This is a genomic window from Bacteriovorax sp. PP10, assembly GCF_035013165.1.
In the GTDB taxonomy this organism is placed as follows: Bacteria; Bdellovibrionota; Bacteriovoracia; order Bacteriovoracales; family Bacteriovoracaceae; genus Bacteriovorax; species Bacteriovorax antarcticus.
Genome location: NZ_JAYGJQ010000001.1, coordinates 1,096,485 through 1,119,770 on the forward strand (window position 1 = coordinate 1,096,485; position 23,286 = coordinate 1,119,770).

The 23,286-nt window shown below is 37.8% G+C and carries 25 protein-coding genes; 11 read left to right on the forward strand and 14 right to left on the reverse strand.

Annotated features, from left to right (window positions below):
• Positions 1 to 2: 2 nt before the first annotated feature.
• Positions 3 to 860: a class I SAM-dependent methyltransferase gene (locus SHI21_RS05385; protein ID WP_323575232.1), complete on the reverse strand. Its 858-nt coding sequence runs from the start codon at positions 858 to 860 to the stop codon at positions 3 to 5.
• A 208-nt stretch (positions 861 to 1,068) separates the two neighbouring features.
• Between SHI21_RS05385 and SHI21_RS05390 the strand changes: the two genes are divergently transcribed.
• Positions 1,069 to 2,400, forward strand: coding sequence for a hypothetical protein (locus SHI21_RS05390; RefSeq protein WP_323575233.1), 1,332 nt, complete (start codon positions 1,069 to 1,071; stop codon positions 2,398 to 2,400).
• A 117-nt stretch (positions 2,401 to 2,517) separates the two neighbouring features.
• Positions 2,518 to 3,402, forward strand: coding sequence for a trypsin-like serine protease (locus tag SHI21_RS05395; protein ID WP_323575234.1), 885 nt, complete (start codon positions 2,518 to 2,520; stop codon positions 3,400 to 3,402).
• A 57-nt stretch (positions 3,403 to 3,459) separates the two neighbouring features.
• On the opposite strand, the gene SHI21_RS05400 is transcribed toward SHI21_RS05395, so the two are convergent.
• The 5 genes from SHI21_RS05400 to SHI21_RS05420 form a co-directional block, all read right to left on the reverse strand.
• The gene (locus tag SHI21_RS05400) at positions 3,460 to 3,951 is read right to left on the reverse strand and encodes a hypothetical protein (protein WP_323575236.1); all 492 of its coding nucleotides are present in this window, start codon (positions 3,949 to 3,951) and stop codon (positions 3,460 to 3,462) included.
• A gap of 481 nt (positions 3,952 to 4,432) precedes the next feature.
• Positions 4,433 to 5,275, reverse strand: coding sequence for a C1 family peptidase (locus tag SHI21_RS05405; RefSeq protein ID WP_323575237.1), 843 nt, complete (start codon positions 5,273 to 5,275; stop codon positions 4,433 to 4,435).
• A gap of 98 nt (positions 5,276 to 5,373) precedes the next feature.
• Positions 5,374 to 5,994: a hypothetical protein gene (locus SHI21_RS05410; RefSeq protein WP_323575239.1), complete on the reverse strand. Its 621-nt coding sequence runs from the start codon at positions 5,992 to 5,994 to the stop codon at positions 5,374 to 5,376.
• Between the two features lie 7 nt (positions 5,995 to 6,001).
• Positions 6,002 to 7,126 (reverse strand): S1 family peptidase, encoded by a 1,125-nt coding sequence (locus SHI21_RS05415; protein WP_323575240.1) that lies wholly within the window; start codon positions 7,124 to 7,126, stop codon positions 6,002 to 6,004.
• A gap of 90 nt (positions 7,127 to 7,216) precedes the next feature.
• Positions 7,217 to 7,720, reverse strand: coding sequence for a DUF455 family protein (locus tag SHI21_RS05420; protein ID WP_323575241.1), 504 nt, complete (start codon positions 7,718 to 7,720; stop codon positions 7,217 to 7,219).
• 142 nt (positions 7,721 to 7,862) lie between these two features.
• Here SHI21_RS05420 and SHI21_RS05425 point away from each other — a divergent pair, with 142 nt between their 5' ends.
• Entirely contained in the window at positions 7,863 to 8,405 is a 543-nt protein-coding gene (locus SHI21_RS05425; RefSeq protein ID WP_323575242.1) for a hypothetical protein, read from the forward strand.
• Between the two features lie 5 nt (positions 8,406 to 8,410).
• Here the strand turns inward: SHI21_RS05425 and SHI21_RS05430 are convergent, their stop codons facing one another.
• Both SHI21_RS05430 and SHI21_RS05435 read right to left on the reverse strand, forming a co-directional pair.
• Entirely contained in the window at positions 8,411 to 9,037 is a 627-nt protein-coding gene (locus SHI21_RS05430) for an FMN-binding negative transcriptional regulator (RefSeq protein WP_323575243.1), read from the reverse strand.
• A 32-nt stretch (positions 9,038 to 9,069) separates the two neighbouring features.
• Positions 9,070 to 10,449, reverse strand: a complete 1,380-nt coding sequence (locus SHI21_RS05435) for a sensor histidine kinase (RefSeq protein WP_323575244.1) — start codon at positions 10,447 to 10,449, stop codon at positions 9,070 to 9,072.
• Between the two features lie 236 nt (positions 10,450 to 10,685).
• Between SHI21_RS05435 and SHI21_RS05440 the strand changes: the two genes are divergently transcribed.
• From SHI21_RS05440 to SHI21_RS05450, 3 genes are all read left to right on the forward strand, one after another.
• The gene (locus SHI21_RS05440) at positions 10,686 to 11,429 is read left to right on the forward strand and encodes a substrate-binding periplasmic protein (protein ID WP_323575245.1); all 744 of its coding nucleotides are present in this window, start codon (positions 10,686 to 10,688) and stop codon (positions 11,427 to 11,429) included.
• An 11-nt stretch (positions 11,430 to 11,440) separates the two neighbouring features.
• The gene (locus SHI21_RS05445) at positions 11,441 to 12,538 is read left to right on the forward strand and encodes a hypothetical protein (protein WP_323575246.1); all 1,098 of its coding nucleotides are present in this window, start codon (positions 11,441 to 11,443) and stop codon (positions 12,536 to 12,538) included.
• Positions 12,539 to 12,651: 113 nt separating this feature from the next.
• The gene (locus SHI21_RS05450) at positions 12,652 to 14,070 is read left to right on the forward strand and encodes a S8 family serine peptidase (protein WP_323575247.1); all 1,419 of its coding nucleotides are present in this window, start codon (positions 12,652 to 12,654) and stop codon (positions 14,068 to 14,070) included.
• Here SHI21_RS05450 and SHI21_RS05455 read toward each other — a convergent pair.
• The 3 genes from SHI21_RS05455 to SHI21_RS05465 form a co-directional block, all read right to left on the reverse strand.
• The gene (locus tag SHI21_RS05455) at positions 14,051 to 14,578 is read right to left on the reverse strand and encodes a MepB family protein (protein WP_323575248.1); all 528 of its coding nucleotides are present in this window, start codon (positions 14,576 to 14,578) and stop codon (positions 14,051 to 14,053) included. The two genes, SHI21_RS05450 and SHI21_RS05455, sit on opposite strands and share 20 nt — an antisense overlap.
• Before the next feature lie 66 nt (positions 14,579 to 14,644).
• Entirely contained in the window at positions 14,645 to 15,625 is a 981-nt protein-coding gene (locus SHI21_RS05460) for a nucleotidyl transferase family protein (RefSeq protein WP_323575249.1), read from the reverse strand.
• Positions 15,626 to 15,728: 103 nt separating this feature from the next.
• The gene (locus tag SHI21_RS05465) at positions 15,729 to 16,193 is read right to left on the reverse strand and encodes a hypothetical protein (RefSeq protein WP_323575250.1); all 465 of its coding nucleotides are present in this window, start codon (positions 16,191 to 16,193) and stop codon (positions 15,729 to 15,731) included.
• A 248-nt stretch (positions 16,194 to 16,441) separates the two neighbouring features.
• Between SHI21_RS05465 and SHI21_RS05470 the strand changes: the two genes are divergently transcribed.
• The 3 genes from SHI21_RS05470 to SHI21_RS05480 all read left to right on the forward strand — a co-directional run bounded on the left by SHI21_RS05470 (position 16,442) and on the right by SHI21_RS05480 (position 18,707).
• Positions 16,442 to 17,137: a hypothetical protein gene (locus SHI21_RS05470; RefSeq protein WP_323575251.1), complete on the forward strand. Its 696-nt coding sequence runs from the start codon at positions 16,442 to 16,444 to the stop codon at positions 17,135 to 17,137.
• 122 nt (positions 17,138 to 17,259) lie between these two features.
• On the forward strand, positions 17,260 to 17,970 hold the full coding sequence (locus SHI21_RS05475; RefSeq protein WP_323575252.1) for a hypothetical protein: 711 nt from the start codon (positions 17,260 to 17,262) through the stop codon (positions 17,968 to 17,970).
• Positions 17,971 to 18,092: 122 nt separating this feature from the next.
• Entirely contained in the window at positions 18,093 to 18,707 is a 615-nt protein-coding gene (locus SHI21_RS05480) for a hypothetical protein (RefSeq protein WP_323575254.1), read from the forward strand.
• 3 nt (positions 18,708 to 18,710) lie between these two features.
• Here the strand turns inward: SHI21_RS05480 and SHI21_RS05485 are convergent, their stop codons facing one another.
• Positions 18,711 to 18,947: a hypothetical protein gene (locus SHI21_RS05485; protein ID WP_323575255.1), complete on the reverse strand. Its 237-nt coding sequence runs from the start codon at positions 18,945 to 18,947 to the stop codon at positions 18,711 to 18,713.
• A gap of 173 nt (positions 18,948 to 19,120) precedes the next feature.
• Here SHI21_RS05485 and SHI21_RS05490 point away from each other — a divergent pair, with 173 nt between their 5' ends.
• Positions 19,121 to 19,636 (forward strand): hypothetical protein, encoded by a 516-nt coding sequence (locus SHI21_RS05490; RefSeq protein ID WP_323575256.1) that lies wholly within the window; start codon positions 19,121 to 19,123, stop codon positions 19,634 to 19,636.
• Here the strand turns inward: SHI21_RS05490 and SHI21_RS05495 are convergent.
• Positions 19,633 to 20,868: a multidrug effflux MFS transporter gene (locus SHI21_RS05495; protein WP_323575257.1), complete on the reverse strand. Its 1,236-nt coding sequence runs from the start codon at positions 20,866 to 20,868 to the stop codon at positions 19,633 to 19,635. The genes SHI21_RS05490 and SHI21_RS05495 overlap by 4 nt on opposite strands.
• Positions 20,869 to 21,013: 145 nt before the next feature.
• Here SHI21_RS05495 and SHI21_RS05500 point away from each other — a divergent pair, with 145 nt between their 5' ends.
• Positions 21,014 to 22,258, forward strand: a complete 1,245-nt coding sequence (locus tag SHI21_RS05500; RefSeq protein WP_323575258.1) for a DEAD/DEAH box helicase — start codon at positions 21,014 to 21,016, stop codon at positions 22,256 to 22,258.
• Here the strand turns inward: SHI21_RS05500 and SHI21_RS05505 are convergent.
• Positions 22,255 to 23,253, reverse strand: coding sequence for an AI-2E family transporter (locus tag SHI21_RS05505; RefSeq protein WP_323575259.1), 999 nt, complete (start codon positions 23,251 to 23,253; stop codon positions 22,255 to 22,257). The two genes, SHI21_RS05500 and SHI21_RS05505, sit on opposite strands and share 4 nt — an antisense overlap.
• Between the last annotated feature and the right edge of the window lie 33 nt (positions 23,254 to 23,286).

Below are 23,286 nucleotides of genomic sequence, written 5' to 3' on the forward strand. Positions count from 1 at the left end.
ATTTAAGTCGTTGCTACTAAAAATTCTTCACCACTCGAGGGCTTCAGTCCATCGCTTCTTCCTGTGAAGTAGCGCTGAATAATATCATCTCTTGATATATGATTGGCCGTTTTGAAACCGGCCTCGCGTGCTAACTCCATTATCTCTGACGGTGCAAAGAAGCTGATAAATGGCGTTCCTGCGGCACGTGCTCGCTCATACACCATTTGGTGCAAGGCCCTTTCTTCCGCATCAATAAGCTCTAGAGTAAGAATGAATGTCATCGCAAGAATAGAGCCTGGAGCAAATTTGGCAATCTGACGTAAGGTCATCAGGTTTGCTTCTTTCGAGAGATAGGGCGATACTCCAGTTGAGGCGATAAGCGCAGGCTTCTTTACATCAAATCCACTTGCTATCAATTTTTCCGGCCATGAATCACCGGCTTCGAAATTGACGGGGACAAGATGCAAATTATCTGGGATACCAAAACCAAGTTCGGTTAAACGGCGTCGTTTCCAATCTTGTGTTTCAGGTTGATCAATTTCAAAAATTTGAAGCTTAGATGCGAGATCAGGTCGACGTTGAGCAAACGTATCAAGGCCTGCTCCAAGAATGACATATTGATTAATTCCTTGATTCATTTTTTCTATGACCAAGTCTTCGATCACGCGAGCACGACCCACGATTGATGCACGGTAACCGCTAGTGCCCTGTGGATGCATGTCTTGACGTTGTCGCCAGTCTGAATCAGGGTTTGCTAGCTGTAGTCCAATTTCGTCTTCAAGTATATGTGGTAACGAATCAACCTGAACATGCATGGCCCTCCATAGAGCGACTCTTACGGCCGAACTATCTGGTGCACTGGTTGGTTTGTTATCCATGATGAACTCCTAATCAGAAAAATTATCAAATATAAGGCTACTGCCAAAGATTAATGATGAAAAGATTCTCAATTTTGTTATTTTTTTATTGTTCACAACAGCAGCAGTAATCATCATTTCATAAACATAAGCTAGAATTGAGTAATCCTGATTGATTTAGTCAAATATGATAAATTTTAACATTTATATGTTTAGCCGATAAACAAGCATGAAAAGATCCTTGATCATTATCAACATTGTTGCTCTCTTCCTTACATCATGTGGATCTATAAGACCGCAGGCGGAGCGCATTCCTGCTGCAGACTCCACATGCCAGGAAATAATCAAAGCATTTTTTCAAGAAGAGAAAAGTGACTCACTGGAGGCAGACTTAAAGGCCTTCTTAAAAATTGATATGACTGATGAAGAGGCGAATGACTTCTTTAAAGAGTTTAGCGATTCAAAACTTTCAACTCTCGATGAAGATACACTCAGAGCAATTTTTCTTTATGGTAAAGAAGATGCCAGTGTCAGACGCGATCTGCTTAAAGAATTTCATCATCAACTATCCGGTAAGGATATCGATGAAAATGACAAAGTCTGGGAGAAGTTCGCTGCTCACAAAAGAAAGGTAGATGATAAAAAGCAAAAGATGATAGCTAAAGAAGAAAGTGCTGCCGGAAAAAAGGCCGCAAGTGAAAAAGGCCAAATCTTTGAAAAGCTTTATTATAGATGCAAAACTCAAATTCAGGGAAAACCAACACCGCTTGCATACAAGCAGGCCAAACACCTTACTTACGCTATTATGGCCGGAAGTTTTGGGTCTACAGTAATATCTTATTCGACTGTTCACAGAGATGAAGAGAAAAATAAAAAATGGTTTAACGAACTATTCTTTTCGCTTGGTATCGAATTAATGTTTAATTATATCGGTGGCCGATTTGTTCTGACTAATCCTAATTTAAATCCATGGAAAGGAAAAATGCCAATGGCATTTTTAAGTAGTACTTTAAGCGATGTCGGAGTTTCTGGAGCATATGCTTTCTTTTTTAAACCTGATAACTCTGAACTTGAAAAGAAACTAAAAGAATTAGAGAAAGATCCTAAGGCGCAGCAAAAACTGCAAGAGTTACTTAAAATCGCTGAAGAAAATAACTTATATGAAAAGCATTTAAAAAAGACTCAGGACTTGTTTAAAGATAAGAGGACTGGGAAAAGTATGAACCCAGCTGACTTTGATCATGAAGTTACAATTGAAGATATCGACATCGAAGAAAGTCGTGAGCTTTTATTGGCCGCACTGACAGAACAAGAGTACCAAGAAAATTCAGGTATGATGCAAACAGGTCACCCGGCAGTTGATAGATTTACTTTTCATCGAATTTTCAGCCTTATCAGTGTCCCCACGACTATTGGAATGACGATGTTAATGCACAATCAAATGTGTATGACAGAAGACCCTAAAAAAGGGTTCATGAAGGCCGTCGGTCTTTTTCTCGGTACATCTATGCTGATGGATACGATCTACTTTAATGGTAAAGAGGTGCTGATTAATCAGTAAGTTATTCTGTCTGTCAAAAAATTAGACATAGAGAATATTCATGATTTTTCACAAATTTCCCTATGAAATTCTATTGCTGCAATAATAAGTCTTATTCTATAAAATAGGACATTCTTAATGTTTATCCGTCTCATCGCCATGGTTGCCTGCACTTTATTAACTCTCTCTGCAGAGGCAATTGTTAATGGCAAGGATGAAGCTGGAATGCCAGCAGTGGTTATGCTTGAAGGTGGGGGCGGAGTTTGCTCAGGCTCGATCGTCGGATTAAATCCACTCACTGTGATAACTGCAAAACATTGTGCTTATTATGGCGCGATTCAATTAAAAGGCACAGCTCCGGCCAAAGTTGTCTTCGATAAATTTCCAACAAAAGTTTTTAATCCGGCCCGAGGTGATAGCCCAGGTGATATCGTTATATTGATTTATCCACAAGAGCTTTCAAAAGAATTTAATCTATCGAAAGAGGAGCTCTTCACGGTAGCGCCATTAAGTCTAAAGTTACATGATTCAGTTTCTTTTTGTGGTTATGGCTCAACAAATCTTGATGCAAAAAATATCACAGATAATAGAAAGAAGCGTTGTGGGCAAAATAATTTGATTATTGAAAGCGAGCAATACGTTTTTCAAGATAATTACAATCGTGTAGTTAACAGCAAGGACTTTACTGATTTATCACCAAGAGAACTTAGTGAATTTTTACAAACAACAACTCAATTCGTTCTTTCTCAATATGAAGTAGGGTCTCGGTTAGCTGTAGAATTAGTGAGTGATCCTAGCTTGTCAGTTCCAGCTGGTGGCGATTCTGGCGGGCCTTGGTTTGTTAAGAGTGAAGATAGCCGTCTTCATTTGATTGGAGTGCATTCTATTGTTTATCAATCACCAAAGATGTCTGCGATTGCAGCAGGATTTTCTTGGAAACTAGATCACCCTTGGGTAAAGCAACTTCTTCTTAAAGCAGCATTAGAAGGCGCAGATATAAATGGAATTGATGAGTTGAAATAAGAAGAGACCATCTGGGGTTAATAGATGGCCCGACATATATCTTTGTTCTTTTGAGTCTTAGTCTAGCGCATACTTTTTAGCAACTGATTGGATTTGGTTTTTCACAGTTGTAGTTAAGTCTAACATTAATAATACTCCTGCATTCTCACCATTAGCATCATTTCCAACTAACGAAATATTTCCGACACGATTCGTTCCAGTATAATACCTAGACGTAATGATGGCAGTTATTGGCCCTAACGTTTTGATTGGAATAAAAATTCCAAAAATTTTAGGTCCTAGATAAAAGCTTATGTTTTGGAAAGATGTATTAGAGAAAGAAACGGCCGGTAAACGTCCACCGGCAACTCCAGGCAGAGCGCGTCCTCCAGGAAGAGCTAAGGTGTCGAGTTTCAGAAGACTTGTATCTAGAATATCCTTAGCAGAAATACTAATGGCGAGTAAGGTCCCGGATGATTCGAGATCAGGAGATAATTCCATATATGAGTTTGGATATTTAGGAATGTTATAACGAAGACCACCAGCTAGTTGAACTTTAGTTAATACCATTGATATGAGCATATTATCTTGAACGAGTGATATTCCTAAATTGCTTACTCCTGGAATCTTGATATTGGATGCACTTGTACCACTACCACAGGATGTTGCTAGTAAACTAGCTCCTAAAATTGTTGAATAAATAAAAAAATTGCATCGTACTGATTTTAAAAAATGCCACATACTGTAGTTCTCCTTTAAGAATAAAAAATCTGTCCATGAGGGATGAAAAGATATTTGCACTTAGGATGCCAACGAAATAATGGGTAAAATGCTGAATTGTGATTTTACTCAGGATCTTTTAGATCCCGAATAAATGAAAAGATATTTTTTTCTGGTCAGAAAGTTATCGACATTGTCCCTGACTATTACAAGAACTTTTAAAATTTCATTATGAAATTATTTATTACTTGAGAGTCGTGAAGATGAGTTTGGTAAACGTATTTAAATATGAGAGGTAGATTGGTCTACCTCTCACAGAATTAAAAACAATTTACTGTGCTTTACCTGAAGTCAGAAGGCTTCCAGAAGTTCCTCTCGAGGATTTCAAGATCATTTCTTTTTCTTCAGCATTGTATTGATCTAAAAATTTTAAATTCTCACAAACTTCACAGTGCTTAACGATATACTCTTCAGGAATTGTTCCATAACCTTGATTTCCCCAAGTCGTTCCCCACGAGTTTCTAAAAATAAAGCGCTTTAGATCTGAATCATAACCAACAAGAGTGATAACGTGTCCAGCACACTGAGAAAGCTCAGCTTCTGTAGGCATACGATAATCACCATTTTTATCAACAGCAGAGTAGCACCACTTGATATTCATCACGACTGGCAATTTTTTCTGAAGGATGAATTCACCAATTTTTTCTCTCTCAATTGAGATCGGTTTAATTGTGTAAGGAAGAGTTTTCATGTTTGCAGGCGGAGTTCCTGTAAAACAAGTGCTGTCTGGTTGATTGGTATTTATACATTGAGGCTCATTTAACTGAAACGGACTTTTGTCTGCGTAAGTCCATTCTGTTTCAAGAGCGCTACCATACTTGTAACCATCAACGGCCAGGAAACCTGCAAGTCCATCAACATGAGCATAGAACTGTAGTGTGTTGTTGGTTAAAACGTTTTGCTTTGCTGACCAGTAATTATATTGCTCAGAAAGGTCGAGTGCCTGACCCGTTGTCTTTTTGATTAAGAATTCCATTAATGATGTAGCTGCAAAAACGCTACATGTATTTCTATCACCTTGATAGCGGATGGCCGACATATCAGAGCGCAAATCAACAGACTTTGCCCAAGATTGAGAAGTAAGCACTGTAAGGATCATTAGAAATTTAAACATACGTTTCCCCGGTTGAGTGGGGTGTTTATAGCAAGTCTAAATAAAAGTGAGTAGCTTTAAAATTGGATGAAGGGAAATGTTAGTAAGTTTTATAGTCTTTATAACTGGTGAGAGAAGTATAAGATCTCACTGGGAAAAGCATTGGGATGACTGCCAAACCCCTTGGATACACTTGTCGAATTGTAATTATACTTTCCGGCCTGAATAATTTGGGGACCTTCAACCTCTAGTTCTTCGCTTGATTTTAAGCTCGGTCTTACGATCGCAATATGGCCTGGCTTAAATTCTTCTGGGCTAATGAAAGCAGCGACCACTAATTTACCGGCATTGGCATCAATCTGGGCCTGTTGCATATCTTGGAGCTTAATCCAGCCTTCCTTTTGAGCATTCTCTGAAAGAAGCCACTTGCTTTGAGCAGAGGCAAGGAATGTTTCAGGATGTTCTGGTGGGCGAAGGACGTAAACTCCCAATGTCATACTCACACTTGCTACGAATGCCGAACAATGAGAGTAGCGATCAGGACCTTGGTAGTCAGCGGGTTTATCAGAAGCACCGGTTTGCCAGTCTACGTGAATACCGTTTTTCCAAAGGGATTCAACATTCGTTTGATCGTAGAGTTTATCTAGTTTTGAAGCTTGTTCAGTGACGGGGCCACAGCAAGGTGATGCCCAGACATTAAACGAGATAACAAAGAATAGGAAGATTGAAGCGATTTTCATAAGCTAATTAATCCTTAACATCAGCTTGGCAGTTTGCCGAAACACTTTTTAGCGTAGCTCTTAAAGCATCCTGGTAGTTGCGAGCAAGGTCGGTCGTGCAATACTCTGCCGCAACTCCGATAGCTTTCTCAAGCTCCATAATGATGTTCTTATCGCAGACGTTATTCACAATTTGTTCTTTTACACTTTCTAGAAAAGCGATGTCGTTAGTTTTAGCATAGACACAATAAGTATCAGGGTTCTCTACATTAGTAATGGCCTCTGAAGTTGCAAAGCTTTTAGTCACAATAGGCGCTAGTTTATTTTCACGTAGCGTTTTATTGATCCATTCAAGATAGGGTTGTAAGTAAGCTGCAATTGAATATGAACTACAATCTATGTCACCACCTTTTGTACTAACCATAGAATTAAAAACGCCTATCTGTATTCTTTCTCCATTTATATTCACCACCATTGGTCCGCCGGAATCACCAGAGCACATTCCACCAGTCAGCTGTTCTGCAAAAATAAAATGATTTTCAGTGTTGTACGGACTGTCAGTCGCTGTCAGAAGCTTTCCATTAAGTTTATTAGTAGGAGAGCCATTGGTGTAACTGTCTCGCGTGATATCTTTAAAATAGTCAGTTAGATCAATACTTGAATTCTCTGTATAAAGGCTATATCCGTAAGCTTCAAGTGGAAACGATTCATAGTTTGAAGGCAACGGACCATCATATAAAGCAATCGGTTTATAAGTCGAATCAACTGGTCTCTCAAGCTCAAGAAGGGCCACATCACCGGCCTCATTAATATCATTGCCAAATTTCCATTTTGGATGCCTGAAAATATGACGAACTTTAATCTCCTTAGTGACGCTCGAGTTTGCCTGCGCAGTGACTACAGAAACAGGTTCCGACTTATTAAAACAATGGGCAGCAGTGAGTACTATGTTTGGAGCAATAAGACTTCCACTGCAATAACTACTATTAGAGCGGAGTAAGACAGCAAATTTTGCAGCAGGGTCATGGGCCTTGATGGCCGTTCCATTAATAAGATTTGCTGAAACGATTTTTGAATCTTGTTGTAGGGAAGAAGAATCACAACTTTGGATAAGAGGTAGTAAAGCAAAGATTGCCAATCCTAAATAGCGCATTAGTATCTCCAGAAATTGTTTATCTCATCTTAGAGAGTAATGAGGCAAACAGGAGAGAATTCTATGGTTTTAGGTAAGAATTACACACTACTACTCGAATCTTTTGGCCAAGGCGACGTGAGCGATTTCTTCTTCGGCAATATCTGAAAAGATTTTGGCAGTCTCTGGATCATTAACTTTCAAGAACTCAGCAAATTTTAAACCAGCAATACGACCTCTTTCTTCAGAGTCTGAGATATAAAGAGCAAAGTCTCTGGCCGTCTCGCATTTTGAAAATGATTGGTAGAGACCAAGACTCACCGGCATTTCTGCAACATCTTGCTTGAGTTCAACAAGTCTATTTAAAAGCCAGCCTTCATGTTTTGCTTCTTCTTCAGCAATTCGCTTCCATGTTTCAACTAACTCAGCAGGAACTTCATCAGCAAAGATTCTGGCAGCTTCTAAGAAAGCATAATAGGCCTGTCTTTCAGCAAAAGCGGCAATCCTAATACGATCGACAAGACCTTCAAAGGTATTCATAGGCCTGGTCTTAATAGGCGTGCCTATATTGAAAGGAGACCAGTCAAAATTGTCTGCAGATAAAAACTTGCTCATATGATTCGTTTTATCATTTTGTATAAGCAAAGTGGATTAAATAAATCATTTAATATGAATAAAATAGCGCCGTATAAGCGATGTCTGTGAGTCAAAAAATTGAATGAATTGACTCTCAAATATTAGTGTTTAGACTTTAAGAATGAAAAAAATAATCTTACTTTTTGTCTCGCTTATAAGTCTTAACTCTTTTGCGATGAGACCACCGGAATTTCCTAGTTTTATCCCGACTGATTCAGACTTAATTGAAAAGTCGAGTGACTTGGAAAATATCGATGAAATTCTCAATCAGGCAGAAGATAGTGCTTCGGTTGTAGGAAGAAAAATTCTTGAGACATCGAGACTGATGATTTCTAATCAGGAAATTGTTCTAGGAAGTTGCTGGGATTATATTGATGCTGTTTATGAGCGAGCTGGGTATTCATCAAATCAAAGAGCGACAGTTTTTAAAAGTAAACTTGAAGGCCCTTATGTTCAGGAAAGTCGTATCGAAGGAGGAGATTGGTTGTACTTTATCAATCACTCGTATGGTGATGTTGAACACAGTGGAGTTTTTGTGGCGTGGACTAATCTAGCGAAGAAAGAAGCTTTGATTATTAGTTATGCTGGCGGGAATCAAGCGAAGCCTGCAAGATATAAGACGTATGATTTGAGTAGTGTGTATAATATTATTCGACCGAAATAAGAGGACTATTTCATTTTCTCAGGCATTGTCAGCTTCATATACTTAAAGAGCTCCTGATCATTTTCTGACTGTCTTGTCGAAAACTCAGCAAGTACTTTTTGATAATCGGCCTTATCGCGATTCTGACTTAGTTTAAATTTCCCATCAATCTTCTTCACTTTAAATTTTAACCATACAATAGCATTAAACAGCTTCTGGTGAAAATCTTCTGGAAGTTCATACTTCCAGTCTGTCTGATTTTTAGTTTCAAAATTTGCTACCAAATTTTTCATCAGACGTTTTTGTTCATATAAGTCTTCTACGACTTCAGTTTCACAGTTTAAATGAACAGCAGTGTAGTTCCATGTTGGAACATTTAGTTTATTTTCATAATAAACTGGAGAGATATAAGCATGAGGGCCATTAAAGATTAATAGACAGTCGCTTGCTTGTTTTAAATTCTTCCATTGAGGATTATTTTTAGCTACGTGAGTCCATAAAGTGATTTCATCAGCATGCTCAATTAAGAAAGGATAGTGATTGGCATTGATCTCATTGTTGGCATTAGTGACGAGAGTTCCGAAAGAGTACTCTTCAATGAAAGAACTCATCAACTTTAAGTCTGTTGCTTCAAAATGGGCAGGTAGGTACATACTAAAAAATTAGCATGGTGATTATTTGGAGTCTAATTAAATTCTACAGGATGTTTAATAACAAAAGTCGTAAAGAAGTCGTTGCTTAAATCATAATATAAATCGCCGCCATGATCTTTCATGATGGTGTGCGAAATCGATAATCCAAGACCCGTACCTTTTTCTTTTTCCTTAGTCGTAAAAAAAGGATGAAAGATTTTCTCAGCGATAACTTGTGGAATTTTCTCACCACCATTTGAAATATGAACATAGAAAAATTCATGATCTTGTTTGAAGTTAATAGCAATCCATTTTTCACGCTCTTCTGTTTCTTTTGCAAGCGCGTCCGAAGCATTCTTTAAAAGATTAATTAACACCTGAGATATTTGAATCGAACGGCAACGAATCTGTAGAGGTGGAACCTCTTCAAGCTTTAACGTAATCCCTAGGTTCTCCAAATGTTCAGAGCAAAACTGGGTTGTTTCATCCAGGATGTCTTGAATATAAACGCTCTCCTTAGGAATGCGGTCTGATTGAGTCGCAAAATGCTTAAGGCCTTTAACAATTTTAGAAATTCTCTCTACTGAACGATAGATTTTTTGTGAGTATTTAATAACTTGCTCAACATCAAGTTTATCACTTGTGCCAAGACGACTTAGGACTTGGACACTGGCAGAAATAATTGTTAACGGGTTATTGATTTCGTGAGCAATTCCCGTAGACATTTCCCCGAGAACCGCAAGTCTCGATGTATGAATCAGCTTAACTGTTTGATCCATAATAATATTTTTATTATCAATTAATTCCTGATTCTTTCTTTCGAGTTCAATTTGATAAGTGAAAAGCTGGATAAGATCTTTTCTGTAAGAGCTAAACTGCTTTAACTGATAAAAGTAGTACATCAGGTAAAGGACGATGAGAGGAAGAAAGTTTAAATGCTCTGGAGAAAAATAATAATAAAGAATGATCCCAACTTGAGGAAGGAGAAGGACACTTTGAAATGGAATAAATAAAATCGCAAAAAAAGAAAGAGAGACGATCGAAGCACCGATAAGTCCTGCGAGCAAAGTAGTGACGACAATAAAATGAGGTCCACTTAATTTTAATTCGAAGGAAGCTAGTCCTAAAACAATGCCCAATCCAACGGCATTCAAAGTGATAAGAATAACAGCAGAGACCCATTCTTTTTGAGTCAGTGATCCTTTATGCAGAATATTTCTATAGAGGAAAAATCTCAGGATGCTTACAACACATAAAAAAACTGACGCGATTTTTATATAAAACAAATACTCCTGACATCCATAGCCATAAAAAAATGAAAAGAGTGCGAAGCCAAGAAAGGCGTAAGTCGCGGGTTGTCCTTTTTTGACAACTTCAAGGCGAAGCAGGTTATTTAAGAGAAGATCTCTGTGAAGCATCTCAAAAGCATACATGGAACTTTCTTATCGACCAAGTAAGTTGTGGGCCGAAAACCTCAAGTTTACCTTGTTTTTTTGATTGGTGATTTTAAGAAATCGCAACATTGTTTAGCTAAGTAGATTTAAACACAAGATTAAAAAATAAAAGAGCTTGTTTTGTTATTGATTTTAATAAAAACTAAAGGTTACTACTATCGAAAGTTTAGTATGATGCCCTGACCGTCATCGTGTTTGAGTTTTTAGGGATCAAATTGAAATCATTCTTATTGCTACCTTTTATTTTTATTTCAGCAAATATTTATGCAGCCCCCCTAAAGATCGCCTTTGGGGAAATTAGACCTCCTTATATTTTTGAGGACAGCAATAAAAATTTAACTGGGATTGAGTTTGATATTATCAGAGAGGCCTTGTTACTTGGCGGGCATACTATTAGTTATAACAGATTACCTAACAATCGTTTGCAACTGGCCATTAGTAAAATGAATTATGATGTGGCCGTAGGGATGTTAGGACAGTTTCCATTATTGTACTCTAGTGAATACATGGAAGTTAAAAACTACGCAGTCGCTAAAGTCAGTAAAGGAGTTAAGTTAACTAGCATTAGTGATTTAAATAAATACTCAGTTGGAGCATGGCCTACGGCATGGATGAATTCTGGAGAAGAGTATAAAAAAATGTTCGCTCCAGATGCGAAAGGAAATTTTGCAGCAAACTACTCGGAGCCATTAAATAGTGAGACTCGAAGTAAAATGTTCTGGCGTGACCGCTTTGATGTTGTGATTACTAACAAAGTGACTTTTCAATTTTATAAAAAATCATTAGCGAGTTCTTTCAATACAAGTGCAGATGTCATTTATTATGATCTGTTTAAAGAGAATCTTAAATTCAGAGTGGTCTTTAAGGATGAGAAAGTTCGCGATTCATTTGAAAGCGGATTAAGACAATTGAAAAGAAATAAAAGATATCTAAGAATTTTTCAATATTATATTCAGTAAGGTAAAAAGAAATGAAGAGTGGACTTATTCTATTTTGTCTTTTGGTTAATACATATGCTACTGCCAAACCTATCCCTAAATTGCAGGTAGGAGGAAGTTATTATCAGAGAATCGTTCAGGTTAAGGATGTTATCGCTGATGTTCTTCCTCCTCCGGTCTATATCGTCGAATCTTATCTGATGTCATTCTTAATTCTCAATCAAGCAGAAAAAGCAATGAGTGATAAAAAAATCGATGCCAACGAAATGCAATCGATTGATCATCTCATTGAACAGCTGCGAGAGCTTAAAGAGGGAATCAGTGAAAATGCCGAAGTAGAAGGTTATTTTAGTAGAGTTAAAATTTGGAATGCTGACCTTGATGATTCTGACGAAACATTAAAAAAGCTTAAAGAGTTAATGACTAAAACTAATGTCGCATCAGTGACAGAGTTTTATAAAATTTTTGAGACAAGATTTATTCCTGCGATCAAACAAGGGGATATTGCTCTGGCCGAAAAATATCAAACAGAGTTGCATGAGATCTTTAGCCGTCATTGCAAGATTGTAGATGAGATTGTAGGAATTGCGAAGAAGAGAATTGCAGAACTAGAGCTTCAGGCGAATAAGGAGGGAGTAGATGCTAAGGTAAAAGGTCCTCTCTATAATAATATTATGTTAATGAAAGATCTGATTGCAGATACGCTTCCACCGCCTAGTTTTATTATTGAACCTTATTTATTGGCCTGGGAGATGATTTATGAAACAGGCAGAAGTGGAGCGAAAGGGACCAACTTAAAAACAATGCTAGAAAAATCATCCAGATTAAAAGAAGCTTATCTGGCCCGACATGATTACTGGGTTAAGAATTTAAAAATAAAAATATTAAGACAAGCAATGGTTGAAGACTCTTATTCTCCAGCGGAAAATTTTTACAAAATATATGAAAAAGATTTTATTCCAGCACTGGAAAAAAGTGATGTTGCTTTGGCCAAGAAAATTATGAATGAAAGACTGACCCCTTTGTATGAAAAGCATCGTCAGGTTGTTGATAAATTGGTTCTAGCTGCTGACAAACAGGGCATTGAGATTGAAAGTGAAATGGCCCTGCAGTTAGCAAAAAATCGTTAAATAAGAAAAAGGCCTTAGTTCTTCTAAATACTTAGCTCTGTCTAAAGAGTAGACAGGCCCGTAATATTTTCAAAATCCCTGCATAGATTATCCTCTTTTGAGATAATCCAGGGATGAATATTAAAGCACTAACCCTATTTACAGTACTGTTATCAACTTCAGCGCAAGCATTTATTCCAATGGAAGACCGAGAGGCCTTACAGGTTGAAGGAATGTCGCTAACGCCTTTTTGGGCCACAGAATACATTGGTGCAGATTTAGTTAAAGAAGATATGGCCCTTCGATCAGATGTGAAGAGAGTGCCATTTTCTATTTATGATATCGGGTTTGAAAAAGAGTTTATCAATAATCCATTAAATATTAATGTCGATATTGCCAAGAACAGATCAAGAAAAGTCACTGCTCACCATGGGACAAATGTCGCCAATATTATCAATGGCGAGGGGCTTCAGTCTGTTTCAACTATTATTGATTATGTTCAATTGAAAAACGTAGCACCTGCTATTTATTTTTCAAGCGCTGTTAAAGAACTCATGTCATTAGAAAATAAACCCATGGTTATTTCTAACTCTGTTGGGTGGTCAGGAGCAAAGCTCGTCGCTGATCTGGCCCAAAAAGTAGATCAAGAAAGAATTGTTTGGGTTTTAGCTGCCGGTAACGAATACCCGGAAGCAATGGATCCCATTGAAAACGAAGCTGCAGTTGTATTGGTTGGATCTTATTCTCCCTTTGGTCAACAAACAGTTTACTCACAAGAATCAAGCAAGCTCGCAATCCTTGCACCGGCAGATGAATATATGGCCGCGACTGATGGTAAAGGTGTGAAAGGAACATTCGGAGCAACGAGTGGGGCCACGCCATTAGTTTCAGCGACTATTGCGAATGCAAAATCGATTATGCCAAGTCTTAATCGTGAGCAGTCTGTGACTTTGATTAAAAAAACAGCAATTAGATCTTTAAGTTTTTATTATAGAGAAAATAAGACAGCACTTTTAAATTCATACAAATTCTTTAATGCTGTAAGCGAAATTAAAGAAACTTGCGGTGATGACCTTGCTTGTATCGATAAAGAGATTAATAACTTTCAAGATTTGAAACATAAAAAGTTTCATAAAAATACTATCGCTAAAGAATACTGCTCGGGTGCGAGTTCGGTTATGACTACCAAAGCATTAAATAACTTGAGAAGAGATTTTTTACAATCTCCCGAAGATACAAAGCTAGCTGACTTGCTTTCATGCGTGTATAAAAAAGCAGGTTATGATCTTAATGCTGATTACTATGAAAATATTAAATTAACATACACAAACCCACGTGCTCTTCAAGAAAAGATTAAAGTGAGAGCGAATCAGGCCATTCTTAATGATTATCAAAATAGTTCGGCGTTGAGAGATGTAGAACTACTTGATGAGAAGTTTTCAAATTTATTATTAGAAATTTCAAGTTCAGATGCAGGGATTGGTAGAGCTTGGGCCAAAATTTTCCAGGAAAGAGTAGAGCAGACTTCTAGAGTTAACTTAAAAGCGCTTTAGCCTGTTTAATATCAACAATATCTTTCTCAGGAATTTCCAGGAAGTAATTCAATTGCCATTTTTGAGTCTTCTGAGCTTGTTTGCTTTCTGTTTTATCCCATGATGGATAAACCCTTATGGCACGTTTCCCTTCAGTAGTTTTAGTTGAAACAATTCCATGCTCACACAAGACTGCTTTGGGGAATATGAAGAGTCCCAGGCGTTTTCCTTTTCTCGTGCTTATAATAAAAAAATCTATTTTGTCTGAAAGATCAAAAGGTGCAATTGGCCCGGCCTTGCTTCTCTTCCACAACGTCACAAATTGTCCTATTTTAGTAGGAGTCGTTTTAGCGATTCGAAATTTAATTGCAAGGTTATTGAGTTTGAATTCGTGAGCGCCATATTCACTGCTCTCAGCTTCTGAAACAGGAAGGGAGCATGTATATGAACATTTGTCATAAACGAGTTCCTTGGACAGAAGAAGGTCTTCAGGAAGAGAGTCAATAGAGGTCCAGAAAGATTGATTCATAGCTTGGAATTCTAGCTTGGATAATGTGATAAACAAAGACTGCATTTTTAGTTTTTTATCAATAGACTATTGAAACATATGAATGAATTGAGATGGGTCACAAGGTGATGTTGCTGGTGGAGTAGGCTTCGAAACATCTAATAGGATTTTATTAAGTAGATTCGTAGAAAAAATTCTGTAGTTTTCAGCAGGCGCACCAACCATACTTTCTTTAGTCATAATAAGATTTGTAAATTTTGTCGGCCATGCTGATATTGATTGTTCCGGTAAATACTTAGGCAAAACGACATCTTCAAGATTTAAGTCAGGTCTTAGGGCCTTTAGTTCTTTCATATATTGCGTAAAGACTCTTTCATACATCTCTAATTTGACTTCAGCAGCGCTGCCTTCAAGTGGAATATATAAATGCTTCTTACGAATATAATCGGCGACAAAAGGGTCAATATTAGCTTCATCCAGGCGATTTTCAGCAATCAATTTTCGGATTTGCGATGAAGAAGTGTCATCAATAGGATCTATGACATCAACATGACTATTATCTGGAATATTAACCGGAGAGTCACCTCTTGGGATAACGACCCATCTTCTATTGCGTGCGCGGACAATATCTGCTGGCATTGTATCGAATGAGTCCTGGCCACTGAACTGAAGCGTTTGAATCCCTGGGCCTTCATCAACTGCAGCGATAACGTCTTCTTTGTTTTCTTGAAGGATAGGCATGATTTTTACTTTAGAGAAGTTTTTACCAAGCATTCCTGCAATCATGGCCTCTCTTTCCAGGTAAGACGTTTTGAAGTCTTTGGTACCTGAAATATTAACGTAAATATTGAGCTGGTTGACATGATATTTTTCAATCGCCAGCATCATGATTTTTTTATGAGAATTAGTTGGTGGATCGAAGGTTCCGGTGTAGATCCCGATGAGTTCCTTAGAAATAGTTTGAGTCGTTGATGAAGAGTCATCAGAAGGGATGCGGTGAATATCGAATTGAGAACAACTCGTTGCCGTCAGCGCAATTAAAAATAAGAATGCAGATAGCTTCATCATAGGTAAACTCTTGCATTCTTATCGGACGATTTGGGCCTTTTCTTTAAAAGGCCCAAATTTGGCATCCTAACCTTATGAGGTCACGATTATTCCCTCAATAAACCTAATTTTTATAAACAGAATCTTCACATGCTCCGTTAGGATCATTATAGATGGCCTTCGTAATTTGTTCTCTCAAGTCGGCCGCGGCCATATTCCATAGAGCTTCTATTTCTTCATTCTCATGCTTATAACCATTTGCAGTTAAATCAGATAAAATTTTTATTATTCTAGTTGTTACAAATTTTCCATCTCTTGAATAAAAATCAGAAGTCGAAACATTGAGATATTTATAATTGATTTGTAAGTATTCATTGTAATCACAATTATTCCCATTGTGATCGCACGTGGTCTCATATGATTTCATTTCGTAATGAACATTTGCGACTGCATTTTTAAAATCAATAATTTTAGGAAAGCTTAAGCAATCAGGGCGCTCGATTTCAGTAAGGCCTCCAGCGATCGACTGCGTTGAAGTAAAAGTTAAAGTTAAAAGAATTAAGAATAAAAAACGCTTCGCGTGGTGCATATTTCCCCCAGAAAATTTGTAATGATAAACGTTGGTCTCCCTAATGCAATCTGATGACCAATTTGGATTTCTTAAAATCTCCAGACTTAATTTGAGAGAGAGTGGTGCATATAAAACCTCAGCGCCACCGTGGCACTGTTGCATTTTTTTTAATCTCAAAATATGTCAGAGAATGTGAGACATTTCATTTTATTGCCAATAGACTAGTTACGATTAACACGTCGAAAACTTTCAAGAAGGAGAGACCAGTGAATAGAATTTTTATCTTATCGGCCATTTTACTAATTACGAGTTGTTCAACGAGCAGAGGATTTAACCGCGAAGCTTTGAGAGATCAGCTTAATAGCAAGTCTGCCCCGACCAATACAGATATTAAGCAAAAAATCGATAAAAAAGCGCAGTTACCAAAACCATTCAAAGTAGGAATTTATTTTCAAGAGCCAGTTCTAATAGGCGAAGAGAAGTTATGGAACTGGGCAGATACAGATAAGCAAAAAATCTTAAGTACTGTAGAGAAATTTAAAAAGAATGGCGAAATTTCAAAAGTTTTTATGATCAGTCCAGCTGTGTCTTCGGGGACAGATTTAAGATCTCTAAGAGCAACAGCAGCTCAACAGGGAGCAGATGCTTTAATTATTGTGAGCGCAGTTAATGATGTTGATCAGTACACGACTCAATGGGCATGGACTTACGTGGCCCTATTTCCGGCACTTTTTGTTCCAGCTTCAGTCTCTGATATTCTTTTTATCAGCAGAGCAGTGATGTGGGATGTTCGTAATGAATTTTTATACCTGACAGCTGAGTCTGAGGTTTTAATCAATAGAAAGTACCCTGCTGTTTTTCGTCAGGATAAAAAACAAACTGAGGATGCTAAGAATGATTCCTTGAATGGTCTTAAGACCGAACTGGAAAAAAGACTCACAAATTTAAGCAATAGTAGATAAATTCCAAGTTTTCGAAGTGCTGACTCTCAAAGTCAGCACTTTGATCCATGAAAAAATTACAAATTCCAAAATATTTTTCTATTTATGGTAAAAAAACCTCCACTACAAAGACAGGAGTAACCATGAAGTCATTTTTAGCATTAACACTTATTCTAGGATCTCAGTTAGTACAAGCTGCACCAATGGACGATCAAATCAGATCGCTTGCAAGACGTGTAACTAATAATTCACAAATGGCAGAACGCCTTACTCAAGATGAAAAAATTCAAGTTCTAAAAGCACTTAATAATGCTGACGTGATTTTAGCGAGAGTTGGAACTGATTACGGTAACAATGGGCCAGGACCAGGACCAGGACGTGATCCATGGCCATCTCAACCAGGACCATCATATCCTCCGTACCCACCATATCCATCAACAGTAAGCTGTGAAAGAGAACCAACAAGTGTTTTCCAGGCCGCTTTCGTAAAGGTTAAAAACTTTGCATACTCTGGAAATGGATTAAATTATGACGGTGTATCGGCAACTAACTTTGCTCAAGAGTGGGCACGTAAGTATCCATGTGCTTACGCTGATCAATACGTAAAAAACGGAACTCGTATCAGAACTTTTGCTTATTCTGGGAATGGGCTTAACTATACAGGTACAGATGCGACAGCATTCACGGTGGCCAACATTGATAAATTTTGTTCTAACTACAATTTAGAGCAAGAGTTCAGCGCGGCCTATACTTTTGCTTACTCTGGAACTGGATTAAATATGAACGGTACTGATGCTAGAAATTATGCATTAAACAGAGTTCAGTCTAACGCTTTTACTTGTAGAAATTACTAATTATCATTTCAGCAGGTGAGGGAAATCCTTTGCCTGCTGGAATTCTTTAAATCTAAATAGACTTATAATTACCGCCATCCCATAATATTGAAAGGTTTTGCCTTTAATATTTGGGTGTAGTTATGAAACTTCTTTTAACGTTACTTTGCTTATCTATTATTCCACAAACTCTTCTGGCCGCGTCTACCGTAGTGAATCCTTTTGATATGGATTTTTACGTGATGGAGAATCGCTTTAGCGTTCATCCACAAATCATATTAAATTGTCGTTATGAAAAAATCGTTTTTGGGGATTCTTCAGAATATATTACTGAATCTAAAACGTTTGACCTCGCTGTTGAAAAAAATAAAGCAGGCGAAAATGTTTATTACAAAATTAGACTGAAAGATAGAAAGCAGTTGGAAATGAATGGGTCTTTTAAGCCAACTAAAGAATGTATGAGTGAGCTGAGAATTCAGTTCATTGATAATAACTATACTATCGGATGGGCGGGACAAATGAAGCGCCCACTTTCTTTTACTATAAGATCAAATAATCGTTTCGTAGAAGGGGATTCAAAACCAGATTTTAGTGAAGTGATGTCTCTGGTAGATTTTAAAAATCTAGATTTTCTCTATAAGAGTGTTCCAGGTTTACAAGTGAATATCTGGATGACAGCAGATGGTACTAAACTTCCACTGTCTCCTATATCAGCAGCGATCAACCCTGAAACTAATATGCCTTACAGGTTAGAGTAATTCTTAACCTTCATAACAAGAATTGATCATACACATTTGCAATCCTTGCATGCGGCAGTTTTGCAAAGTATTTGTCATCGCCTCAAATTCAGTTTCACCTCTGCCATGAACAGGAAAAGTGATAGGTCCTGATGGGCCACCAGTGTTGAGTGTTCCATAACCTGTACAGAACCATTGTTCAGCGGCGATAATTGGTGTGGATAAAAGAAGAAGGAAAAAAAGAGCTATTATGTTTTTCATCGTAATTCTCCTGTTAAATAAAAAAATATCATAAAAAGAAGAAAGCGACATTATTACCCTTTTACTAGGTCAGAGTTGCGTTAAGTACTACTCTTTGCACTCAGGGAAGTTTGGCAGCCGTATTGCAATCTATACGTCGTGTTCTTTATTAATCACTTTTAATGGATCTTTTAATGAAATTTTTAATTCTTGTTTTAACTCTGTCTTTTTCTCTTCCTACATTTGCTCAATCTTCTAATGAAGCCGTAGAGCTTAAACCTTTTGTTAATGACTACTGCTCGAAGTGGCCCGAGGGAGGAAAAGAAGATCCATCTCAATGGGCAGACTGTTGTTTTACACATGATATGCACTATTGGATTGGTGGAACTGAAGATGAAAAAAAATCTTCTGATAAAGGGCTTAAAGAGTGTGTGAAACTCTCAGGGGCTTCGTTATCTAGTTTTATTATGTACATTGGAGTTCGCATCGGTGGAAAGCCGGGTGATACAGATTACGCCTGGGGATTTGGATATAATTCAACTCGTGGATACGAAAAAGTTCCAGTTGAAGAATTACAGAAGGCCAAAACAATTTTAGAAGAATCTGAATACAGTCAACGAGAAGATACTAAGGTCTTAGTTGAAAAATTTATCAATGAAGTATTAACAGTTAAAATTTCGAATGCCTTAGAGCAAGAACAAAAAAATTAATGGGCCATCACTTCAACAGAGTTGGGATCACTCGCAACTTTGTTCACAATATTTTTACTTCCCCAAACTAAAATAAGTACTGCAATCACTGAAGTCCCGACAAAAATCCCTGCTACAGGGAAAAGTTGTTGGGCCTTTAAGACTCCTACACAGACCGAAACCAGAGCTCCTGCTGCCATTTGCAAGAAGCCTAACATCGCAGCAGCACTTCCTGCTTTTGAACCAAATGGCGCCATCGCAAGTGAAGCAGAGTTAGGATTTGAAAGTCCAATACAGCATAGAAAGACAAACATCGTTCCCACTACACTGTAGAGATTATACCAATCAAAGTATGAGCAGATTAAGAAGATGAAACTTGCAACTGTTAATGCTAGTAGTGAAGAAAGAAGAATACTTTCGTTTGAGAATTTTTTAATGAGTAGAACATTGACCTGACTCATACCAATTAATCCCATAGCGATGAAAGCAAAGATCCAACCATAAGTTTGTTCACTTACTCCGAAAATTTCCATGAAGATGGTAGGAGAGGCAGCAAGGTAAACAAAGAGTCCGGAAAAACCAATAGCTCCAGAAATTGCATAAGTGTAAAATTGAGGCTCACGAAGGATTGAAAGATAGTTTCTTATAATCGGCATCGGGTGAAGAACGTGAGATGTATCCGCTTTATGACTTTCGGGTAATTTAAAAAAGACTACGGTTAAAATAATAATGGCGATCGCTGCGAGTACAACAAACACCGAGGCCCAGCCTGAATGCACGGCCAGGTAACCACCAATCGTTGGAGCAAGAAGTGGTGAAACTCCTAAAATTAAAATAAGCATTGAGAAAACTTTTGCACTTTCTTTTGGTTCAAATAAATCTCTGACCATGGCAAATGATCCAACACTGGCAGCACAACCACCAACGGCCTGAAGAAATCTAAAAGCAATCAGTGAATTAATAGAGTTTGAAAGGGCACATGCAATTGAGGCCAGGATGTAAATGATAAGACCAAAATAAAGTGGTTTTTTACGTCCAAAACGATCCATCACCGGGCCGTAAAATAACTGACCTGAGGCCAGACCAATAAAGTAACTTGAAAGAGTGAGTGAAACTTCTGCAACGTTGGTATTAAACGCATGGGCCATCTGAGGGAAGGCCGATAAGTACATATCAATTGAAAAGGGTGAAAGGGCGGTTAAAGAGCCCAGAATCAATATAAGTGTCGCGTGACTTTTTTTATTCTGCTGCAAAGGGATTCTCCATCGAAAAGAGTCCCATTTTAGTTCATTCTAGGTGAGCTTTCAATGACTGTTAGTTTTTCCTAGGTGCCTAAATAACCTTTACATAAATACTGGGATTGTTATTCTATCTGCATATTGCTATATAGGGTTATAAATGAAAAACGATGAAAACTTTAAAGAATTAGGCTTAACTGATGAATTGCTTCTCGCGGTAGAGAAGTCAGGTTTTACGGAACCAACACGCATTCAGGAAATCACATTGCCGCTTATCCTTGAAGGAAGAGATCTTCTCATTGAAGCTCAAACCGGATCGGGAAAAACTGCATGTTTTGCCTGGCCTCTATTGCAAAAAATCAGTGCTGAAAAAACTAGTGAAAGTAAAACGATTCAGGCATTAATTTTGACTCCGACAAGAGAGCTTGCTCTTCAAGTCTCAGGTGCTTTTTATCGCTTTGGAGAGTTCTTAGAAAATAAAGTATCAGTGTTAACAGTTATCGGTGGCGAAAGCATTGATCAACAAACCAGAGCTCTGGCAGATGGAGTGGATGTTGTCGTGGCAACTCCTGGACGTCTATTAGATTTAATCGGACAGAAAGTTTTAAGTCTAAGCGATATTAAATTTTTAGTTTTAGATGAAGCCGATAAAATTTTGGATCTTGGGTTTGCAGCTGAATTAGATTTAGTTTTGCAGGAAATTTCAGGTAAGAGACAAAATTTATTTTTCTCTGCAACTTATCCGGAAAAAGTTCTGGAGATCGTTAAGAGAATTTCAGCAGCACCAGAGCATATCAAAATTGAAGATGACACTCCGACAGTTGAAAATATTTTTCAAAGAGTGATTGAAGTTAATAAAGAAAATCGTGGAATGTTACTTCGCCATTTAATCGTTATGGAAAAATGGAAGAATGCTTTGATTTTCGTTTCAAGTAAAACGGCCGCGGGAAATCTGTCAGAGAAATTGAAAAAAGTAGGAGTGAGAGCTGGCGCCATTCATGGTGATCTTTCTCAACCTGAAAGAAATAAAGCATTGTCAGACTTTAAAGATAAGAAAATTGATTTCCTAGTGGCAACAGATGTTGCAGCAAGAGGAATTGATATTAATAAGCTGACGTTAGTTATTAACTTTGATCTTCCAAGATCTCCTGCTGACTATATCCACCGCATCGGAAGAACCGGACGCGCTGGAGAAAAAGGACTGGCCGTGACTTTTATTAGTCATGAAGACCAGGAGCATTTCAAATTAATTGAAAAGCGCGCACAGATTAGACTTGAGCGTGAAATGATTAATGGATTTGAGCTTACCGGAGAGGCACCTGTGGTCATCAAAGGACAGGCACCGGTAAAAGGTAAGAGAAAAAGTAAAAAGGATAAAGCACGCGAGTTAGCTCAGAAGAGTTAATGCTGTTTAAGAAGATCTCTTAACCATAATTTTTCAATCGTACTGTACGCGGCCACCATCGGTAGGATTGCAATCATTCCAGGAACTCCTGCAATCGTTCCAGCAAAAATTAATGACAACAAAACAACCAAAGGCGAAAGCTTCATTCTATTTCCGTAGATGTAGGGAGTGAGTACGTAACTTTCAAATAAATGATAGGCCGTTAAAATGGCAAAAATAAGAAGGGCAGCTTCTGCTCCTGCTGCAAGACCCATAATCGAAGAAGTAAAAGCGATGAGAATAAATCCAATACCTGGAAGAATATCAAAGAAAGCTGCAAGTACGGCAAGAGTCAGGGCCGCGGGAATATGTAAGAGAGTTGCCGAAACAAAAACAACAAGGGCCGCAAGGGTTGATGTTGTGACTTGTCCAAATACGTAGGCCGTCATGATAGGCTCTATATCACGCACCGTTTGGTCCATTCTTTCCTGAACTCTTTCATTAAAGTGTGAGCGAAACCAGCGATATGAACGATTGCCATCTAGAAACATGTATAACGAAACAATAAAAAATATCCCCATGCTAAGAAGTCCGCCGAAGGTTTGTTTCCCTATGACAGGCAACAAGCTTTCCGCATTTTTTATCAGGTCTGGAGAATTTTGAAGAAGTTCATTGACGTTTTTTACTAAAGAACTAGCAAATGGCATGGTCAGGATTTTGGACTTAATTTCAGGGAAGTGAAGGGAGAGGTCCATCAGCTGGCCTACGAGTGTCGGAATAATTAAAAATAAAATGGAAAACAAAATTCCAAAGTAGAAAAGTATAATAAGAGGAGTGGCGATCTTTTTGAGCATTCCTTTTTTGATTAAGAATTTTTTCACAGTGGATAATGTCATGGCGACAATCATGGCAATAAAAAATAGCAACAGTTGATATCTCAATTCTATTACTAAGAATGTTACGGTGGCAAAAATTAAGATAGCAGCGAATGTTCGAAAAGGTATTTCGATCTTCATATATAAACATTATCTGAACAGGTGAAGGAAGAC

What these genes read in the sequence shown, in the direction of transcription:
- SHI21_RS05405 (WP_323575237.1), bottom strand. Translation starts at nt 5,275, where the DNA reads ATGTTTAAATTTCTAATGATCCTTACAGTGCTTACTTCTCAATCTTGG.
- SHI21_RS05460 (WP_323575249.1), bottom strand. Translation starts at nt 15,625, where the DNA reads ATGATGAAGCTATCTGCATTCTTATTTTTAATTGCGCTGACGGCAACG.
- SHI21_RS05465 (WP_323575250.1), bottom strand. Translation starts at nt 16,193, where the DNA reads ATGCACCACGCGAAGCGTTTTTTATTCTTAATTCTTTTAACTTTAACT.
- SHI21_RS05505 (WP_323575259.1), bottom strand. Translation starts at nt 23,253, where the DNA reads ATGAAGATCGAAATACCTTTTCGAACATTCGCTGCTATCTTAATTTTT.
- SHI21_RS05425 (WP_323575242.1), top strand. Translation starts at nt 7,863, where the DNA reads ATGAAAAAAATAATCTTACTTTTTGTCTCGCTTATAAGTCTTAACTCT.
- SHI21_RS05410 (WP_323575239.1), bottom strand. Translation starts at nt 5,994, where the DNA reads ATGAAAATCGCTTCAATCTTCCTATTCTTTGTTATCTCGTTTAATGTC.
- SHI21_RS05450 (WP_323575247.1), top strand. Translation starts at nt 12,652, where the DNA reads ATGAATATTAAAGCACTAACCCTATTTACAGTACTGTTATCAACTTCA.
- SHI21_RS05390 (WP_323575233.1), top strand. Translation starts at nt 1,069, where the DNA reads ATGAAAAGATCCTTGATCATTATCAACATTGTTGCTCTCTTCCTTACA.
- SHI21_RS05435 (WP_323575244.1), bottom strand. Translation starts at nt 10,449, where the DNA reads ATGTATGCTTTTGAGATGCTTCACAGAGATCTTCTCTTAAATAACCTG.
- SHI21_RS05415 (WP_323575240.1), bottom strand. Translation starts at nt 7,126, where the DNA reads ATGCGCTATTTAGGATTGGCAATCTTTGCTTTACTACCTCTTATCCAA.
- SHI21_RS05455 (WP_323575248.1), bottom strand. Translation starts at nt 14,578, where the DNA reads ATGAATCAATCTTTCTGGACCTCTATTGACTCTCTTCCTGAAGACCTT.
- SHI21_RS05445 (WP_323575246.1), top strand. Translation starts at nt 11,441, where the DNA reads ATGAAGAGTGGACTTATTCTATTTTGTCTTTTGGTTAATACATATGCT.
- SHI21_RS05420 (WP_323575241.1), bottom strand. Translation starts at nt 7,720, where the DNA reads ATGAGCAAGTTTTTATCTGCAGACAATTTTGACTGGTCTCCTTTCAAT.
- SHI21_RS05430 (WP_323575243.1), bottom strand. Translation starts at nt 9,037, where the DNA reads ATGTACCTACCTGCCCATTTTGAAGCAACAGACTTAAAGTTGATGAGT.
- SHI21_RS05385 (WP_323575232.1), bottom strand. Translation starts at nt 860, where the DNA reads ATGGATAACAAACCAACCAGTGCACCAGATAGTTCGGCCGTAAGAGTC.
- SHI21_RS05500 (WP_323575258.1), top strand. Translation starts at nt 21,014, where the DNA reads ATGAAAAACGATGAAAACTTTAAAGAATTAGGCTTAACTGATGAATTG.
- SHI21_RS05400 (WP_323575236.1), bottom strand. Translation starts at nt 3,951, where the DNA reads ATGGTATTAACTAAAGTTCAACTAGCTGGTGGTCTTCGTTATAACATT.
- SHI21_RS05485 (WP_323575255.1), bottom strand. Translation starts at nt 18,947, where the DNA reads ATGAAAAACATAATAGCTCTTTTTTTCCTTCTTCTTTTATCCACACCA.
- SHI21_RS05475 (WP_323575252.1), top strand. Translation starts at nt 17,260, where the DNA reads ATGAAGTCATTTTTAGCATTAACACTTATTCTAGGATCTCAGTTAGTA.
- SHI21_RS05395 (WP_323575234.1), top strand. Translation starts at nt 2,518, where the DNA reads ATGTTTATCCGTCTCATCGCCATGGTTGCCTGCACTTTATTAACTCTC.
- SHI21_RS05480 (WP_323575254.1), top strand. Translation starts at nt 18,093, where the DNA reads ATGAAACTTCTTTTAACGTTACTTTGCTTATCTATTATTCCACAAACT.
- SHI21_RS05490 (WP_323575256.1), top strand. Translation starts at nt 19,121, where the DNA reads ATGAAATTTTTAATTCTTGTTTTAACTCTGTCTTTTTCTCTTCCTACA.